14 protein-coding genes are annotated in these 14,940 nt (G+C 59.3%); 7 read left to right on the forward strand and 7 right to left on the reverse strand.

Annotation, left to right across the window (positions count from 1 at the left end; genetic code table 11):
* Positions 1-10: 10 nt before the first annotated feature.
* The gene (gene rimI / locus ACA055_RS15695; RefSeq protein WP_497679472.1) at positions 11-1,108 is read left to right on the forward strand and encodes a ribosomal protein S18-alanine N-acetyltransferase; all 1,098 of its coding nucleotides are present in this window, start codon (positions 11-13) and stop codon (positions 1,106-1,108) included.
* Positions 1,109-1,219: 111 nt separating this feature from the next.
* On the opposite strand, the gene ACA055_RS15700 is transcribed toward rimI, so the two are convergent.
* On the reverse strand, positions 1,220-2,371 hold the full coding sequence (locus ACA055_RS15700; protein ID WP_497679473.1) for a PQQ-dependent sugar dehydrogenase: 1,152 nt from the start codon (positions 2,369-2,371) through the stop codon (positions 1,220-1,222).
* A gap of 51 nt (positions 2,372-2,422) precedes the next feature.
* Positions 2,423-2,773, reverse strand: coding sequence for a hypothetical protein (locus ACA055_RS15705; RefSeq protein ID WP_497679474.1), 351 nt, complete (start codon positions 2,771-2,773; stop codon positions 2,423-2,425).
* 193 nt (positions 2,774-2,966) lie between these two features.
* Here ACA055_RS15705 and ku point away from each other — a divergent pair, with 193 nt between their 5' ends.
* A complete protein-coding gene (gene ku / locus ACA055_RS15710) occupies positions 2,967-3,839 on the forward strand; it encodes a non-homologous end joining protein Ku (RefSeq protein WP_497679475.1) in 873 nt (290 codons plus the stop codon).
* Between the two features lie 137 nt (positions 3,840-3,976).
* Here ku and lpxO read toward each other — a convergent pair whose 3' ends face one another.
* Positions 3,977-4,876, reverse strand: a complete 900-nt coding sequence (gene lpxO, locus ACA055_RS15715; RefSeq protein ID WP_497679476.1) for a lipid A hydroxylase LpxO — start codon at positions 4,874-4,876, stop codon at positions 3,977-3,979.
* 490 nt (positions 4,877-5,366) lie between these two features.
* Here lpxO and ACA055_RS15720 point away from each other — a divergent pair, with 490 nt between their 5' ends.
* On the forward strand, positions 5,367-6,956 hold the full coding sequence (locus ACA055_RS15720; protein ID WP_462005636.1) for an ABC-F family ATPase: 1,590 nt from the start codon (positions 5,367-5,369) through the stop codon (positions 6,954-6,956).
* Positions 6,957-7,231: 275 nt separating this feature from the next.
* Positions 7,232-8,419 (forward strand): MFS transporter, encoded by a 1,188-nt coding sequence (locus tag ACA055_RS15725; protein WP_497679477.1) that lies wholly within the window; start codon positions 7,232-7,234, stop codon positions 8,417-8,419.
* A gap of 30 nt (positions 8,420-8,449) precedes the next feature.
* On the opposite strand, the gene ACA055_RS15730 is transcribed toward ACA055_RS15725, so the two are convergent.
* A complete protein-coding gene (locus ACA055_RS15730; protein WP_497679478.1) occupies positions 8,450-9,487 on the reverse strand; it encodes an alpha/beta hydrolase family protein in 1,038 nt (345 codons plus the stop codon).
* A 177-nt stretch (positions 9,488-9,664) separates the two neighbouring features.
* Positions 9,665-10,276: an FMN-dependent NADH-azoreductase gene (locus tag ACA055_RS15735; RefSeq protein WP_497679479.1), complete on the reverse strand. Its 612-nt coding sequence runs from the start codon at positions 10,274-10,276 to the stop codon at positions 9,665-9,667.
* 128 nt (positions 10,277-10,404) lie between these two features.
* On the opposite strand from ACA055_RS15735, the gene ACA055_RS15740 reads away from it, so the two are divergent.
* Both ACA055_RS15740 and ACA055_RS15745 read left to right on the forward strand, forming a co-directional pair.
* On the forward strand, positions 10,405-11,313 hold the full coding sequence (locus ACA055_RS15740; protein WP_497679480.1) for a LysR substrate-binding domain-containing protein: 909 nt from the start codon (positions 10,405-10,407) through the stop codon (positions 11,311-11,313).
* Complete coding sequence (locus ACA055_RS15745; RefSeq protein ID WP_462023321.1) at positions 11,310-11,669, forward strand: MmcQ/YjbR family DNA-binding protein; 360 nt, start codon at positions 11,310-11,312, stop codon at positions 11,667-11,669. Before ACA055_RS15740 ends, ACA055_RS15745 begins: the two co-directional genes overlap by 4 nt.
* An 8-nt stretch (positions 11,670-11,677) precedes the next feature.
* Here the strand turns inward: ACA055_RS15745 and ACA055_RS15750 are convergent, their stop codons facing one another.
* On the reverse strand, positions 11,678-12,106 hold the full coding sequence (locus ACA055_RS15750; RefSeq protein ID WP_497679481.1) for a DUF1294 domain-containing protein: 429 nt from the start codon (positions 12,104-12,106) through the stop codon (positions 11,678-11,680).
* Entirely contained in the window at positions 12,103-12,933 is an 831-nt protein-coding gene (locus ACA055_RS15755) for an undecaprenyl-diphosphate phosphatase (RefSeq protein WP_497679482.1), read from the reverse strand. The genes ACA055_RS15750 and ACA055_RS15755 overlap by 4 nt, the downstream gene beginning before the upstream one ends.
* 294 nt (positions 12,934-13,227) lie before the next feature.
* Here ACA055_RS15755 and ACA055_RS15760 point away from each other — a divergent pair, with 294 nt between their 5' ends.
* A complete protein-coding gene (locus ACA055_RS15760; protein WP_497679483.1) occupies positions 13,228-14,862 on the forward strand; it encodes a methyl-accepting chemotaxis protein in 1,635 nt (544 codons plus the stop codon).
* The last annotated feature ends 78 nt before the right edge of the window (positions 14,863-14,940 follow it).

Below are 14,940 nucleotides of genomic sequence, written 5' to 3' on the forward strand. Positions count from 1 at the left end.
CGGTGGTCATATGAATCTGGTATTTCGCTTGGCGGTCGTTGATGACTTGCCGGCACTGCTGGAACTCGAACAACAATGTTTCACCACGGACAGGCTTAACAGTCGCAACTTTCAATGGATGATCACCCGGGCCCATGGGCAATTGCTGGTGGCCCAGTGCGGCGAGCACCTGGTGGGTTACGCCGTGGTGCTGTTTCACCGGGGCACTTCGCTGGCGCGCCTTTACTCGATTGCGATCGCCGAACAGGTACGCGGCAGCGGATTGGGCAAACAATTGCTCGAACGCATCGAAGCCTGCGCGCTTGAGCACGACTGTGCCTACCTGCGGCTGGAAGTGCGCATCGACAACCCGGCGGCGATTGCCCTGTATGAGCGCAATGGTTACCGGCGTTTTGCGCTGATCCACGACTATTACCAGGACCACGCCGACGCGCTGCGACTGGAGAAGCGCATCCTCCAGCACCGCGACTCACGCAATATCAAGGTCCCTTATTACCCACAGACCACCGATTTCACCTGCGGCCCGGCCTGTCTGTTGATGGCCATGGGCGCGCTGCAAGAAGATCGAGTGCTGGAGCGCCGCGAAGAGCTGCAAATCTGGCGTGAGGCGACCACCGTGTTCATGACGTCGGGCCATGGTGGCTGCAGCCCTCAAGGCCTGGCGCTGGCGGCATCGCGCCGAGGGTTTCGTGTGGGTTTACAACTGAGCATGGCAGGGCCGTTGTTTCTTGATGGCGTGCGCGATGACCATAAAAAAGATGTCATGCGCCTGGTCCACGATGAATTCACCGCACAGTTGCAAGCCACTGACGTCGAGCAAGTGATCGGCGGGCCGCTGGACCTTTCACGGTTGCTGCGCGATGGCGGACAGCCGCTGGTGCTGATCAGCAGCTATCGGCTGACCCGCTCCAAATCGCCGCACTGGGTGATCGTTACCGATTGCGATGAAGAGTTCGTTTACCTGCACGACCCGGATGTCGACCACAGCCAGCATCGCCAGCCCATGGACTGCCAGCATTTGCCGGTCAGTCATGGGGAGTTTGAGAAGATGAGCAGCTTTGGGCGGGGCAAATTGAGGGCGGCGGTGATTCTTTATGCTCGCAAGTAATCACCGCTTTTGGTGACGAATCTGGCGCCGCCTTCGCGAGCAAGCCCGCTCCCACATCTGACCGCAATCTAATGTGGGAGCGGGCTTGCTCGCGAAGGCGGCGTGTGACTTTTACTTCAATCCAACTTTGTACAGCACCCCATCCTCCTCATCGGTCAACACATACAAATACCCGTCCGGCCCCTGTCGCACATCGCGAATGCGCTTGTTCAGCTCGCCCATCAACCGTTCTTCGTGAACCACTTTGTCGCCATCGAATTGCAGGCGAATTAACTCCTGTGTAACCAACGCGCCTATAAACACGTTGTGCTGCCAGGCCTTGAAGCGGTCAGCGTCGTAGAACGCCATGCCGCTCAAGCCGGGGGATTTTTCCCACACATGGTGCGGTGCGACGGTGCCCTCGGCGGTCTTGCCCTTGGCTTCCGGAATAGGCAGGCCGGAATAATTGATACCGTGGGTTGCCGACGGCCAGCCGTAATTCTTGCCACGCTCGATGATGTTGATTTCGTCGCCACCCCGGGGACCGTGCTCGTTTTCCCAGAGGACGCCGGTCCAGGGATTGAGCGCCGCGCCTTGTGGGTTGCGCTGGCCGTAGGACCAGATTTCCGGCCGCACGCCGTTCTGACCGACAAAGGGGTTGTCGTCCGGCACCTTGCCGTCCGGATAGATCCGCACGACCTTGCCCTGCAGCTTGTCGAGGTCCTGCGCCGTTGGCCGGTCATTGTTCTCGCCGAGGGTGATGAACAGATAGCCGTCGCGGTCGAACACCAGGCGCGAACCAAAATGGTTGCCGACCGAGAGCTTGGGCTCCTGACGGAAGATCACTTTGAAATCCTTGAGGGCCTTCAGGTCGTCGGACAAACGCCCGCGACCCACCGCCGTCCCGGCCTTGTCGCCCTTGCCGCCTCCTTCTGCGTAAGACAAATACACCGTGCGGTCTTGCTTGAAGTCCGGCGACAGCACCACATCGAGCAAACCACCCTGCCCCTTGGCCCAGACCTTCGGCACGCCATCGAGCGGCGCCGAGAGTTTTCCGTCAGCGCTGATCACCCTCAGGTTGCCGGCTCGTTCGGTCACCAGCATGCCTTGGCGATCCGGCAAAAACGCCAGGGCCCAGGGGTGCTCTAGCCCCTCGACGATCGGGGTCACCTCCAGGGTGCCTTGTTCGCTTTTCAAGTCTTGGCTGGTCGCTGCAAAAACAGGCGCGGCGGCGCCGATCAGTGCGCTGGCACACAGGGTGGCGAGAAGGGTTTTACGCAACATGTACGATTCCTTTTGTCGTCGGGATGGCTGGCAGGACGTCCGTATTGCCGTTCAACGGTTACGGGGGTCGGCGTCTCGAGGGGGCGGATTGGGGATGAATTTGGGTGGGCTGGCCGGAGCCGATCGATCCTGCGGAACGCGATTGCCGATGCCACCGTTGTCCAAGGTCGGCGGTCGCGGCACAGGCACGGTGTTCGGCCCACGGATGATCGGGGCGCTGGGCTGCGTGCCCTGCATGCTGTTGGGATTGGCCCGGCGAATTGGGCTGTTGTAAGGATTGCTGGAGTTGCCCGTCGCGCTTTGCGCCAGCAGCAGCGATGACGATGGAGCGTCGGCCTGGGCCAGATTGCTCAGCGCGCCACTCAATGCCAGCGCGGTGACGCCAAGCACAAATCTGTTCATGGTGGGCCTCTCGCTTTCAGCGTGAATTAGAGTCTTCGATAGCACGCTACGCTCGGGGTTCGGATTTGTTAACCAAAACCTCCCCGGCAAGATGTAACACGAAGTTGAACCACCCGTAGCGCCGGGCCACAAGCCGCTGAAACTTTTGCGCGCGGCCACAGGTCACCTGATCATCACCTGCGAGTAGACGACGATGGCACGTGCAATCTGGAAAGGCGCAATCAGTTTCGGGCTGGTGCATATCCCTGTGGCGCTGGTCTCGGCGACGTCTTCCCAAGGGGTGGATTTCGACTGGCTCGATAGTCGCAGCATGGAGCCGGTGGGCTACAAGCGCGTCAACAAGGTCACCGGCAAGGAAGTCACCAAGGAGCACATCGTCAAAGGTGTCCAGTACGAAAAGGGTCGTTACGTGGTGCTCAGTGAAGAGGAGATCAAGTCGGCGCACCCGTTATCCACCCAAACCATCGACATCTTTTCCTTTGTCGACAGTGAGCAGATCCCGCTACAGAACATCGACACGCCCTACTACCTGGCGCCGGACAAGCGCGGTGGCAAGGTGTATGCGCTGTTGCGTGAGACCCTCAGTAAAACCAACAAGGTTGCCCTCGCCCACGTCGTCTTGCATACCCGCCAGCATCTGGCGGCCCTGATGCCGCTGGAATCGGCGATGGTGCTGGTGATGCTGCGCTGGCCGGCGGAAGTGCGCAGCCTCGACACGCTGGAGTTGGGCAGTGAGGTTACCAAGCCGCAGCTGGTCAAGGGTGAGTTGGACATGGCCAAGCGTCTGGTGCAGGACATGAGCGCCGACTGGAGCCCTGACGACTATCGCGACAGTTTTGAAGACAAGATCATGGCGTTGGTCGAGAAGAAGGCCAATGAAGGCAAGATCGAGGATGTTGAAACGGCAACGGGCGAGGAAGAGCGTAAAACGGCGGATGTAATTGATTTGACCGAACTGCTCAAGCGTAGCCTGGGTGGTAAGGCTGCGAGTAAACCGGCGGCCAAAGCCAAATCGGCTGACAAATCGCCGCCGGCCAAGAAGACAACAAAGCGTTCCAGTGGCTGATCGATTACTGGGGCATCCATCAAATTTTCGGTGAAGTGCCGGCCTCTTCGCGAGCAAGCCCGCTCCCACAGTTTGAAATGCATTCCTCTGTGGGAGCGGGCTTGCTCGCGAAGGCGTCACAAGCCGCAACGCATCATTCAGATAAGTACAAAAACCGCCAGCAACCCACCAAAAATCGCCCATTTCTGCATGTAGTAGAGCTTGCGATTACGCTTCTTGAGCGCCTTGCCCCGCAGGCGAATCGTGTAGATTTTGGCGAAGAGGCGGTTGATACCTCCGGTCTTGTCGCCCGCATCGTTCGGTGCGCCTGCCGCCGACATTACGTTACGGCTGAACCAGCCATTGAACGCCGCCGCCCAGCGGTATTTCATTGGCCGCTCAACGTCGCAGAACAGAATGATGCGGTTCTGCTGGGTGGTGTTTTCGGCGTAATGAATGAAGGTCTCGTCGAACATCACCGCTTCACCGTCGCGCCAGTGGTAGTTCTCGCCATCGACATTGATGTAGCAACCGGCATTGTTCGGCGTGTCCAGGCCCAGGTGATAACGGTAGGAGCCGGCATACGGATCGCGGTGACGCACCAGTTTGGAACCCGGTGGCAGCTCGGCGAACATGGCCGCCTTGATCGAGCCGATGCTCTGTACCAGTTCGGTGGTGCGCGGGCAGAGTTTCATGGCCGATGGGTGGCTGTCGCCGTACCACTTGAGATAGAAACGCTTCCAGCCGGTCTTGAAAAACGAATTGAAGCCGACGTCGTCGTATTGGTTCGAACGCTTGATCTCCCCTGCCTGGAGCAGGCTTTGGCCCTCGGCGCGAATCTCTTCCCAATGGGCCTGCAATGGGCTCAGGTCGGGAAAATCGGCCGGATTGAGGTACGGCTTGTTGGGGATTTTCGAGAACAGATAAAGGAAGCAATTGATCGGCGCCAGAAACGACGAGTGATCGCTCAACTGGCGGCCGATTTTATGGCGCACTCGACCGCGCAAGTGGACGTACGCAATGGACACAACATAAATAGCGGCAATGATGAGTTTCACAGAAATCGTCACACGTCAGAAGTGAACAAACTGCGTCCCCTTGCCTGCAGCCCAAGGGTCTTGTGCAGCGTCTGAATACGAAACAGCGTCCGGCGGCGCGTCCGTGAGCCAGTGCCGACAGTCGGCATCAGCGTGAAAGATGGCATTTTAGCCATCATTTGTAACAAATGGTTAGCATTCAGATGTGAAAATCTGTCCACCGGTGCCGCCAAAACGCCCGCGCGGCCTCAACGCCCTATCGTTTAAAGAGCCAGACCAGTACAATCGCCGCCAAACATTACGCGCCCCCCTTGGTTGATGACGGGAATGAACCCCGTCTCAGCGCACTTCGACTCGGGCCAAGCGCTCCACATGCTGCTGTCCACTTATTGCCAGATGGACCTTCCGCTTCTGACCGGGATGAATTTCCCGTGGTTTGAAAACCGGAAACGGGTACTGAATCGGTACTGCCGCAACCCTAGCTACTCTGAATGCTTCGCAGGAAAAACCTTTGATCTCTACAGCTAACATCACGATGCAGTTCGGCGCCAAGCCGCTATTCGAAAACGTTTCGGTCAAATTCGGCGCGGGCAACCGCTACGGCCTGATCGGCGCCAACGGTTGCGGCAAGTCGACCTTCATGAAAATCCTCGGTGGCGACCTCGAGCCGTCCGGTGGCCAGGTCATGCTCGAGCCGAACGTGCGTCTGGGTAAGTTGCGCCAGGACCAGTTCGCCTACGAAGAATTCACCGTGATCGATACTGTGATCATGGGTCACGAAGAGCTGTGGAAGGTCAAGGCCGAGCGCGACCGTATCTACTCGCTGCCGGAAATGACCGAAGAAGACGGCATGGCAGTGGCCGAGCTGGAAACCGAGTTCGCCGAAATGGACGGCTACACCGCCGAATCCCGTGCCGGCGAACTGTTGCTGGGCCTGGGTATCGGAATCGAGCAGCATTTTGGCCCGATGAGCGAGGTTTCCCCAGGCTGGAAACTGCGCGTATTGCTGGCTCAGGCGCTGTTCTCCGATCCTGAAGTGCTGTTGCTCGACGAACCGACCAACCACCTGGACATCAACACCATCCGCTGGCTGGAAAACATTCTGACCCAGCGCTCCAGCCTGATGATCATCATCTCCCACGACCGTCACTTCCTGAACAGCGTGTGCACCCACATGGCTGACCTGGATTACGGCGAACTGCGTCTGTTCCCGGGCAACTATGACGAGTACATGACCGTGGCGACCCAGTCCCGCGAGCAGCTGCTGTCGGACAACGCCAAGAAGAAGGCACAGATTTCGGAACTGCAATCGTTCGTCAGCCGCTTCTCGGCCAACGCCTCGAAAGCCAAGCAGGCCACTTCCCGTGCCAAGGCGATCGACAAGATCCAGCTGGCCGAGGTCAAGCCTTCGAGCCGCGTGAGCCCGTTCATCCGTTTCGAACAAACCAAGAAGCTGCACCGTCAAGCGGTCATCGTCGAGCGCATGGCCAAAGGCTTCGACGGCAAGACACTGTTCAAGGACTTCAGCTTCCAGGTTGAAGCTGGGGAGCGCGTGGCGATCATCGGCCCGAACGGTATCGGTAAAACCACCCTGCTGCGCACCCTGGTCAACGAACTGACCCCGGACGCGGGCACCGTGAAGTGGACCGACGCCGCGGAACTGGGCTACTACGCCCAGGACCACGCGCACGATTTCGAAGACGACTGCAACCTGTTCGACTGGATGGGTCAGTGGACCCAGGGCGGCGAGCAACTGGTTCGCGGCACCCTCGGCCGGATGCTGTTCTCCAACGACGAGATCCTCAAGTCGGTCAAGGTCATCTCCGGTGGTGAGCAAGGTCGCATGCTGTTCGGCAAGCTGATCCTGCAAAAGCCGAACGTGCTGATCATGGACGAACCGACCAACCACTTGGACATGGAATCCATCGAGGCGCTGAACCTGGCGCTGGAGAACTACCCGGGCACGCTGATCTTCGTCAGCCACGACCGTGAGTTCGTATCGTCCCTGGCCACCCGCATCATCGAGTTGAGCGCCAGCGGCGTGATCGACTTCAGCGGCACCTATGATGACTACCTGCGTAGCCAGGGCGTTGTGTTCTAAATAGAAGCTGCTTCAAGTAAAAGCCCTGTCCTTGTGACGGGGCTTTTTGCATTTCATGGCCAAAGTTTTCTTTGGTGGTGAGACCTTCGCGAGCAAGCCCGCTCCCACAGTTGATCTCCAGTGGACATATTTTTGTGTACACCGCCAGCCAATGTGTGTGCGGGCTTGCTCGCGAAGAGGCCCTCAGACTCAACGCATATAGTTAGCCTGCTTCCTTTTATTTCCCACGCAAGCCATGATGCAGCTCTCCCACCGCCGCCCGCGAACGAGCCCTCATGTCTGTGCAGCAGCTGCCACCGCAAAGCTCCATGGCGATCACTCTGCAGATCGTCTCCATCGTTTTCTATACCTTTATTGCCTTCCTTTGCATCGGCCTGCCGATCGCGGTGTTGCCGGGGTATGTCCACGAACAACTCGGGTTCAGCGCTATCGTGGCCGGGCTGACCATCGGCTCCCAATACCTGGCCACCCTGCTCAGCCGACCTATGGCCGGGCGCATGTCGGACAGCATCGGCACCAAACGGGCGATTGTTTACGGGTTGGCGGGGATCGTGTTGAGTGGCGCGCTGACGCTGCTGTCGGTCCTGGTGCAAAGCTTGCCGTTGCTGAGTTTGTTGATCCTGATCGCCGGCCGCTTGTTGCTGGGGATTGCCCAGGGCCTGATCGGGGTCGGCACCATCAGTTGGTGCATGGGCCAGGTGGGTGCGGAACATACCGCGCGGTCCATCTCCTGGAACGGCATCGCCTCATACGGCGCCATTGCTATCGGTGCACCCTTGGGGGTCGTCATGGTCGGCGAACTGGGATTCGCCAGTCTTGGCATCGCCCTGTCGCTGCTGGCCCTGGTGGCGTTACTGCTGATCCGCAATAAACCCTCGGTGCCAGTGATTCGCGGCGAGCGTCTGCCATTCTGGGCGGTGTTCGGGCGCATTGCGCCGTTTGGTGCGAGCCTGAGCCTGGCCTCCATCGGTTACGGCACCCTGACAACTTTTATCACGCTGTATTACGTCAGCCTCGGCTGGACCGGCGCGGCCTACTGCCTGACGGTATTCGGGGTCTGCTTCATTCTCGCGCGGATACTGTTCATCTCAAGCATCAGCCGTTTCGGCGGTTTCACCTCGGCCATTGCCTGCATGAGCATTGAAACCGTGGGCCTGGTGTTGCTGTGGCTGGCGCCTTCGACCGGATACGCGCTGATCGGCGCGGGTCTGACCGGGTTCGGTCTATCGCTGGTGTATCCGGCGCTGGGGGTCGAAGCGATCAAGCAAGTGCCCAACTCCAGTCGCGGTGCGGGATTGAGTGCTTACGCGGTGTTTTTCGATCTGGCGCTGGCGATTGCAGGACCGCTGATGGGCGCGGTGGCGTTGAACTTGGGGTACTCGTGGATTTTCTTCAGCGCGGCGTTGTTGTCAGTGACCGGACTGGGATTGACCTTGTTATTGAAACGCCGCGCAATGACCTGACACCAGCATTCCACAGGGTTTTCGGCGGAATTAATGAACCACGGTTTGCATGCCCGCGCGGGTCGGTTTGCCCAGCGCATGGGAAAAGAAGCGCCCGGCCTCGGAAATCATGTTGCGGTGAATATCTTTGCGGTCGACGCCATCGGCATCGGTGCACAGCGCCGGCATGGCGAGAATCTGTTCATCGTTGCAAGGCGCCATGAACACGAAGTGCCCTGCCCCGGCCAGTAACTTGAAATCCGGCGCGATCGGCAGCTTGCGCGCCAGTGCGGCGGCGTTTTTGTCGAACGCCACCAGTTTGTCGCCGTCGCCGCTGTAAAGCAGCACCGGCACATGCACGTCGGCCAGGGTATGACGGCCGAATTTCAGGCTCAACGGCGCCATCAACAGCAACGCGCGCACACGTGGATCGGCCACCGGCTGCAAATCATCACGATCAACGATCAGCTCGCCCTGAGTGTTGCAGGCATCGCGGTCGTCCGGGCGCTCCTGGCAATAGCGGCGCAGACGGTTCAGATCAGGCGTCGCGCCGGACAGAATCAACGCGGTTTCCCCACCTGCCGAATAACCGATCACTCCGACCTGATTGGCATTGACGAAGGGCGCGAGCAGGCGGTCGCCCAGGGTCGCGGTAATGGCTTCGGAAATCTGGATCGGCCGGCCGTAAAGATTGCTCAAGGTGCCGAGGCGGCTGTGGTCTTTGGAGTTGTCGCCGGGATGGGTCACCGCCACCACCACAAACCCTTTGCGCGCCAGCGACGTCATGAGGTCATGCAGGGCGAGCGGCGTGCCGGTGTTGCCGTGGGACAGCATCAGCATCGGGAAGCGGCCGATGGCAACCGGGGTGTCTTCACCCGCCTCCACCGTGTAGCCCTCAAGTGTGCTGGTGTGTTCCGTGGCGCTGGACGGATAAAACGCGATGGCGCGCATCGGTTGCAGGTCCAGCGGATCGAGAACACTCATCTCATGGAAACCAACACTCCAGTGAGGATGGGGCGCAGGCGCGGCGTGCACTGAATTCAGGCTGCTGAGCAGGCAAATGAGAAACGCTGCACAAAGACGCGCCATGGGAGGTTCCACCTGATGGCTGACCGGGGACGTTAACCCGCGACTGCATAACCTGGGCCATAACCTTGAAAACTTCGTAACCTCCAGAAACAAAAAACTCCGCATCTGGCACTTGCGTGATCAGAATACAGAGTTTTTCAGGTATTGCCCGAGCTGTTTGACGTCTTTGCGCAGGCCTTACGCGGCGGCGAACAACTGCTCGCTGATTTGCGTCTGAGCGTCGCTCATGGCTTTGGTACGCACTTCATCACCGTAAGCCAGGCCGTGGGCGCGGACGAATTCGATGTCCGTGATACCGAGGAAACCGAACATTACCTTCAAGTACTCTTCATGTGCCACGCCGGTGGCTTGACCGACATGCAGACCGCCGGCAGTCGAAACGATCACGACTTTCTTGCCGCCGCACAGACCTTCCGGGCCGGCTTCGGTGTAGCGAAAGGTCTGACCGGCAACGGCAATGCGGTCGATCCAGGCCTTCAGTTGAGTCGGGATGGTGAAGTTGTACATCGGCGCTGCAATCACCACGGCATCGGCGGCAAGGAACTCGGCCAGGGTTGACGCGCTCAGTTCAGCTTCGTGCTGTTGCGCGGCGTTGCGCAGTTCAGCGGTGGTGCCGGCAGCGACCAGGGTCGTGGCGGAGAAATGGCTGATGGCATCGGCGGCCAGGTCACGGTAGGTCACCACGGCAGCAGGCTCGGCGGCTTGCCAGGCTTTGACGACTTCGCTGCTCAGCTGACGGGAAGCCGAGTTGTCACCAAGAATGCTCGAATCGATATGCAGCAGTTTCATATGGGATCTCCAAGTGAGGATCGCAACGAGGCGATCTGATGGGACAATCCTACAGGCGAAACCAATAGCTGATTAGTCGGCAACAATGCGATAGTTCGTCCCACTGATAGAACAATCGAGCTCATACCATGCAAGACCTCAATGATCTCTACTACTTTGCCAAGGTGGTCGAAGCCGGTGGCTTTGCCGCAGCCGGGCGTTTGTTGGGCATTCCCAAGTCGCGACTGTCACGGCGCATCGCCGAACTGGAAGAGCGCCTCAACGCACGCCTGCTGCAACGCACCACGCGGCAACTCAAACTGACCGCCGTAGGCGAGCGTTACCTGCGGCACTGCCAGGCGATGCTGCTGGAAGCCGAAATGGCCGATGAAGCCGTCGCCAGCATGTCCAGCGAGCCTCGCGGGCGGTTGCGGGTGTCCTGCCCGGTGGGACTGGCCCACGAAATTCTGCCGACGGTGATCAGCGAGTTCCTCGAGAAATTTCCGCAGGTGCAACTGGAAGTCATGCTGCTCAATCGTCGGGTCGATCTGGTGACCGAGGGCGTCGATGTCGCCTTGCGGGTACGTGAGCTGGGAGATGAAGACCCGCTGTTGGTCACCCGGCGTCTGCGTCAGGCGCAAATGGCGATGGTCGCCAGCCCGGCGTTCCTGCTCGGACTGACGATCAACCACCCTGAAGACCTGAAAAACCTGCCGGTGCTTGGCGCCCTGGAAGCCGATCGCATGGTTCACATCCGCATGCTCGATCAGCAAGGCAAAAGCGTTGAGCTATCCCTTGAGGCGCGATTGGGCATCGACGACTTCATCGTGCGCAAAGCCTGCACCCTCGCCGGCCAGGGCTTTACCATGCTGCCGATGATGTATTGCGAGCCGGAGCTGGAAAATGGCTCGCTGGTGCAGTTACTGCCCTACTGGTCGTTGCCTGGCGGCTGGCTGCAAGCGGTCTACCCTCATCGACGCGGGGTGATGCCGGCGGTGCGCGCCTGGATCGACCATTTGATCGAATCATTCAATGCCTGTGGGGAACGATTGCTATGAAGGCTGGACGCATGAGCGAAGAGGATGTCGCAACATTCTGTCTTGCGCTGCCCGGCGCGCGGGAAGACTACAAGTGGGGTGGCGTACGGGTGTTTTCGATTGCCGGGAACAAGATGTTCGCCTTGCAGAACCTGCGGGGCGAGTCCTTGGCGTTCAAGGTCGACAAGGATTTGTTTCTCGGTCATTGCGACCGTCCGGGGATTCATCCGGCGCCTTATCTGGCGCGGGCGCAATGGATCATCATGGAAACGCCCTACCCGCTCGGTGCCGAAGAGCTGCAAGGCTTGTTGCAACGGTCCCACCAATTGGTGGTGAGCAAATTGCCCAAGCGCACTCAGGTCGGTTTGCTGCTTTAGCGTCTTTTCTAAAACAGGGCGAACACGTGCGCGCCAAGGAACATCTGGTCGATCCAGAACACTTGATGCATGAGCACGATGACCCAGAACAACAGCTGAAACGAGATTTTGCGCGTCTTGTGCCGAAACACCTGCTGGGCCAGCAATGCGCCCGGCCAGCCACCGGCGAGTTCCACCGCGTGTAACACGTTCTCCGGTGTGCGCCAGCTATCGGCGCGAGCCTTGCGCTTGTCGCTCCAGTACAGGAAAAACGCCAGCACGCTGACGATGCCGTAGGCCGCCAGGGGAACCAGCGAAATCCCGGTCAGCCACATCGACAGCGAGCCAGACAGCGGCAGCGCGCACAGGATCGCGAACATCAGCAACTTGAGCCGTGGACGCTGGATCCCACCCCCGGATTTGCGTCCGGGGTTGTTGCGCGCGCTGGCGTCATTCATGGCTTGACCGCGGTCCAGTCGACCCAGCCAAACTGCCAGGTGGCGAGGATCACCAGGCCGAACACGATGCGATACCAGGCGAACGCCGCGTAGCTGTGGCTGCCGATGAACACGAGCAAGGCTCTGACAGCAATCATCGCGAAGATGAATGCCGTGACGAAGCCGATCGCGAACACCGGGAAATCAGACGGCACGAACAGATCGCGGTACTTGTAGCCCGAGTACACCGCCGCGCCGACCATGGTTGGCATCGCCAGGAAGAACGAAAACTCGGTGGCGGTCTTGCGCGACAACCCGAACAGCAAGCCACCAATGATGGTGGAGCCGGAACGCGAGGTTCCCGGAATCATTGCCAGGCACTGGGCGAAGCCGACTTTCAAGGCGTCTTTCCAGGTGATTTCATCGACCGTGTGGGCATGCACTTCATGCTGACGCTTTTCCGCCCACAACATGACGATACCGCCCACGACCAATGCCGCGGCCACGGTGATCGGGTTGAACAGGTACTCGTGAATCAGATCGGCGAATATCACCCCCAACACCACGGCCGGCAGGAAGGCAATCAGCAGGTTCGCGGTAAAGCGTCGAGCGCTCGGCTGGGTCGGCAAACCGACGACCACATCGAAAATCTTGCGGCGAAACTCCCACACCACCGCCAGGATCGCCCCGAGCTGAATAATGATGTTAAAGGCCATGGCCCTTTCACCACCGAAGTCGAGCAAGTCGGCCACGATGATTTGGTGACCGGTACTGGAAATCGGCAAAAACTCCGTCAGCCCTTCTACAACCCCAAGAATCAATGCCTGAAAGGCGGTCCAAAGATCCATCTATCCCCCAAGAAGCGATGCGCCACGGCATGCCCCGTTAATATTTGTTTAGAGCGTTTTACTGCGATCGGCGCAGATGAAATCCACGCGCATTCGATCCACGCACAACTGTAAAAGTCCGCTGAAAAGTCAACTCGGATTCAGGTTTTCCCATACGGGGCCGAAATCCTATCAGACAAGTCCGATTAACGCTGCCGCCTTATAGGACTTGGGTCGCATAGGCCCGGCCCGCAAAGTGTGGTTGGATGCTGGCGATCATTTATTACAAGAACAAGAAACCGGAGTGACAGCGTTATGAACAGCTTGCGCAGTATGTCGATCAGCCGACGTTTGTGGCTCATCTTGATCGTGGCCGTCCTGATGCTGATGACGTTGGGCGTATTGATGCTCAAGCAGATTCACGAAGACCTGTACCACGCCAAGGTTGAGAAAACCCAGCACGTGGTGCAGACCGCCAGTGGCATTCTCAATTATTACCACGCCCTGGAAACCGCCGGCACGCTGACCCGCGACGCCGCGCAAAAACAGGCGCTGACGGTGGTTCGCGGCTTGCGCTATGACCAGAACGACTACTTCTGGATCAACGATCTGACGCCGGTGATGGTCATGCACCCGGCCAACCCGAAACTCGAAGGCCAGAACCTGTCGACGATCCGCGATCCGGACGGGTTTGCGCTGTTCAATGAAATGGTTGCCATCGCCAAGGCCAAAGGTGCCGGCATGGTCGACTACCGCTGGCCAAAACCGGGTGCCAGCGCCCCGGTAGAAAAAACCTCCTACGTCAAACTGTTCGAGCCTTGGGGCTGGGTCATCGGCTCGGGCGTGTACATCGATGACATGCAGGCCGAGTTTTATGGCCAGGTGTGGAAGGCTTCTTTCGTGGGGCTGGTGATTGCCCTGATCATGGCGTTGCTGGTGATCCTGATTGCCCGCAGCATCGTGCGTCCGCTCCAGGAAACCGTGAACGCCATGGCCAACATCGCCAGCGGTGAAAGCGACCTGACCCGCACCCTCGATACCCATGGCCAGGATGAAGTCACGCAACTGGCCCGACACTTCAACGCCTTTACCGCCAAGCTGCGGCAGGTGATCAGTGAGTTGCAGGCGTCTGCCAGCGCCTTAAGCCAGTCTTCCAGCGACTTGGGCAACGACGCCGCCCAGGCCCAACAACGCAGCCAGCAGCAGTCCCAGCAGATGGAACTGGTGGCCACGGCCATCAATGAAGTGACGTATGGCGTGCAGGATGTCGCCAAGAACGCCGAGCACGCCGCCAGCGAAATGCGCGATGCCGAGTCTCAGGCACAGCAAGGCCAGGTCAACATCGATGGCAGCCTGCAACAGATCGACAAGCTGTCTTCCACCATCGATCAGGCGGTGGAAGTGATTCGTACCCTGGCCGCCGAAAGTACGCAGATCGGCAGCGTCCTGGAAGTCATCCGCTCCATCGCCGAACAAACCAACCTGCTGGCCCTCAACGCGGCCATCGAAGCCGCCCGTGCTGGCGAGCAAGGCCGTGGTTTTGCGGTGGTGGCCGATGAAGTGCGGCTGCTGGCCCAGCGTACCCAGAAATCCACGGCGGAAATCCAGTCGATGATCGAACGGCTGCAAAGCCATTCAGAAGCGGCGGTCAAGGTGATCGGCGACAGCAGCCGCGCCTCGCAACTGACCATCGAGCAAGCCGGCCTCGCCGGTGCAAGCCTGAATGCCATTGGCCAGGCGCTGCGCAACCTCAACGGGCTGAACGCTTCGATTGCCAGCGCGACCTTGCAGCAGGCGCACGTGGTCGAGGACATCAACCAGAACGTCACCCAGGCGGCCGGTTTGTCCCACAGCACGGCATTGGCGGCGGAACAGTCGAGTCTGGCCAGTGTTCGTCTCAAGGATTTGAGTGAGCAGTTGAACGGGCTGCTCAAGCAGTTCCGGGTATAACGCCACCTTTGGGAGCGAACTTGCTCGCGATAGCGGACTGTCAGTTACCATTAATGTGACTGATCTACCGCCATCGCG

The sequence above is a fragment of the Pseudomonas sp. LBUM1657 genome, assembly GCF_059716075.1.

What these genes read in the sequence shown, in the direction of transcription:
- rimI (WP_497679472.1), top strand. Translation starts at nt 11, where the DNA reads ATGAATCTGGTATTTCGCTTGGCGGTCGTTGATGACTTGCCGGCACTG.
- ACA055_RS15700 (WP_497679473.1), bottom strand. Translation starts at nt 2,371, where the DNA reads ATGTTGCGTAAAACCCTTCTCGCCACCCTGTGTGCCAGCGCACTGATC.
- ACA055_RS15705 (WP_497679474.1), bottom strand. Translation starts at nt 2,773, where the DNA reads ATGAACAGATTTGTGCTTGGCGTCACCGCGCTGGCATTGAGTGGCGCG.
- ku (WP_497679475.1), top strand. Translation starts at nt 2,967, where the DNA reads ATGGCACGTGCAATCTGGAAAGGCGCAATCAGTTTCGGGCTGGTGCAT.
- ACA055_RS15725 (WP_497679477.1), top strand. Translation starts at nt 7,232, where the DNA reads ATGTCTGTGCAGCAGCTGCCACCGCAAAGCTCCATGGCGATCACTCTG.
- ACA055_RS15730 (WP_497679478.1), bottom strand. Translation starts at nt 9,487, where the DNA reads ATGGCGCGTCTTTGTGCAGCGTTTCTCATTTGCCTGCTCAGCAGCCTG.
- ACA055_RS15735 (WP_497679479.1), bottom strand. Translation starts at nt 10,276, where the DNA reads ATGAAACTGCTGCATATCGATTCGAGCATTCTTGGTGACAACTCGGCT.
- ACA055_RS15740 (WP_497679480.1), top strand. Translation starts at nt 10,405, where the DNA reads ATGCAAGACCTCAATGATCTCTACTACTTTGCCAAGGTGGTCGAAGCC.
- ACA055_RS15745 (WP_462023321.1), top strand. Translation starts at nt 11,310, where the DNA reads ATGAAGGCTGGACGCATGAGCGAAGAGGATGTCGCAACATTCTGTCTT.
- ACA055_RS15750 (WP_497679481.1), bottom strand. Translation starts at nt 12,106, where the DNA reads ATGAATGACGCCAGCGCGCGCAACAACCCCGGACGCAAATCCGGGGGT.
- ACA055_RS15755 (WP_497679482.1), bottom strand. Translation starts at nt 12,933, where the DNA reads ATGGATCTTTGGACCGCCTTTCAGGCATTGATTCTTGGGGTTGTAGAA.
- ACA055_RS15760 (WP_497679483.1), top strand. Translation starts at nt 13,228, where the DNA reads ATGAACAGCTTGCGCAGTATGTCGATCAGCCGACGTTTGTGGCTCATC.